Origin of the sequence: Aquabacterium sp. (genome assembly GCF_035476535.1) — a bacterium.
Lineage (GTDB): Bacteria > Pseudomonadota > Gammaproteobacteria > Burkholderiales > Burkholderiaceae_C > Pseudaquabacterium.
The window spans coordinates 1-1841 of record NZ_DATILJ010000059.1 but is presented as its reverse complement, the minus strand read 5'-3'; the positions used below and the strand labels follow the sequence as shown (position 1 = coordinate 1841).

2 protein-coding genes and 1 pseudogene are annotated in these 1841 nt (G+C 68.4%); 1 reads left to right on the top strand and 2 read right to left on the bottom strand.

Going from position 1 to position 1841, the window contains the following annotated elements:
- Together VLK61_RS06090 and VLK61_RS06085 are read right to left on the bottom strand one after the other, a co-directional pair.
- Window positions 1–275 (bottom strand): annotated as a pseudogene (locus VLK61_RS06090) (aspartate transaminase); the annotation flags it as partial.
- A 256-nt stretch (window positions 276–531) separates the two neighbouring features.
- Entirely contained in the window at window positions 532–1413 is an 882-nt protein-coding gene (locus tag VLK61_RS06085; protein ID WP_325419290.1) for a hypothetical protein, read from the bottom strand.
- A 222-nt stretch (window positions 1414–1635) separates the two neighbouring features.
- On the opposite strand from VLK61_RS06085, the gene VLK61_RS06080 reads away from it, so the two are divergent.
- A partial coding sequence (locus VLK61_RS06080) for a YkvA family protein (RefSeq protein ID WP_325419288.1) occupies window positions 1636–1841 on the top strand: 206 nt, incomplete at its 3' end.

The window sequence follows — 1841 nt, the reverse complement described above, 5'->3', positions numbered from 1 at the left end:
TCGAACTTGGCCGCGACCGCCTGGCGCAAAGCCAGCGTGCCGGCGGTCTGCGTGTAGCGCGTCTGGCCGCCCTCGATGGCCTCGATGGCGGCGCGCCGGATGGGCTCGGGCGTGTCGAAATCCGGCTCGCCGATGAGCAGGCTGACGATGTCGCGCCCCTCGCGGCGCAGCTGGGCCAGGCGGTCGGCGCCGGCGCTGCTGGGGGACGGCTTGATGCGGCGCATGCGCGCGGCGATGTGGATGGCACTCACTTGCTCTTCCCGGCTGTCAGTCATGGACAAGCGGAAGGTAAGCCTCGCAGCCCCAGCGCACCAAGAGGGCTTTTGTCTGGACGGATCGTCTTCGCTTATGGGCAACGCTGTGGTTCCCGCCGGCTGAATCGACAGCCGTACTGCGCTTGCGCAGCGACCTCACGGCCGAAGGATGAGTCGCGGTTGCGGCCGTCTGATGGCTACGTCCCAGCGGCTTTGTCGGCCAGCATGTGATGACCCCTGATCACGCCGATGCGATCGCTTCGGCTCTCGGGGCCTGTCATCGCTGCGTTGTCGAGACCTGCAAGTCCCGGCGCTTCATCGCCAGGTAGTCTGCCCGCTCCATTTCCTTGAGTTGTCGCGGGTAGCGCTCGACCGCGCTGAACCACTGGTCCATGCGGCGCTCGAGCTGCTGCGCGGCGGGCTGCTTCGAAGCCGCCAGCACCGCTTCGATCGCCAGGTAGTAGCGCATCGTGTTGCGCTCCGCGATGCCGCGCACGCCTGTCACATACACGGGTTGGCCGGACTCGTCGCGGCCTGTCACGCTGAAGCCCACCTTGCTGCGGCCGGAGGTGGCCAGATAGGTTTCGGTCGCCAGCCGCGCGGGCAGGCCGTTGGCGTAGGCATAGGACATGTGGACGAATGTGCGCTCGGCATCCAGCGGCACGGCTTCCAGCGTCAGGCTGTAGTCGGACGTGCCGACGGGCCCGCTGTCCGCCTTCATTTCGAGGGCAAGGTAGGTGGCCGATGCCGCGCGCACGGTGTACCTGAACTCGACTTGCTGCGCCTCCTCCACCGATTGGCTGGACTTGCGAACCAGGCTCACCCGCAAGGTCGGCGAGGCGGCGTCGCCGGCCGCCACGCAGCGCTTGACATTGGTTTGCAGCAGCATCACGTCGCACCAGGCCTGTGCGGGCTGCAAGGCCGATGTGACGCCGGCAAACGGATGGCGGATCTCGGCGTACACGTCGCCGTGCGGATTCTTGGCGGAGTCGCCGGACTGCAGCACGATCGGCCGGCCGAACGAGCTTGCCGTCAGCTGCTGCTGCAGACTGGCATGCCGGGCCAACAGTTCGCCGGCGCCCTGCGGTGAAGGGGTCGCCAGCGCTGCGGCGCTGGCGAATGCCAGCGTCAGCCCGGCGGCGCAGGTGCGGTAGCGCATCGAGAACTCCTTGGACGGCCTGAGAGACGGCCCCTGGCAAGCATGTTCGACCCTGGCCACCCGGCGCGGCATCGGCAGGCGGCGCGAGCTGTTGTCAGCAGTGGCTGACCACTGAAGCGGCGGTGACACTGCCACGGCCTGCCGGCGCGCGCTACCCTTGCAGCGTCTGGCCGGCGTCCCCATCTGGGCCGGTGTTGCGCCGCTGTGCGAGGAGTGCGTGTCATGTTCAAACGCTTGTCCCTGCTGTGGACCCTGGTACGCGGCGACGCGCGCCTGCTGTGGCGCGCGCTGCGCCACCCGGGCTCACCTGCCTGGTTGAAGCCCGCGGTGGCCTTGCTGGCGCTGTACCTGGTGTGGCCGATCGACCTGGTGTCGGACCTGATCCCGGTGCTGGGACTGGCCGACGATCTGGTGCTGATCCCGCTGGC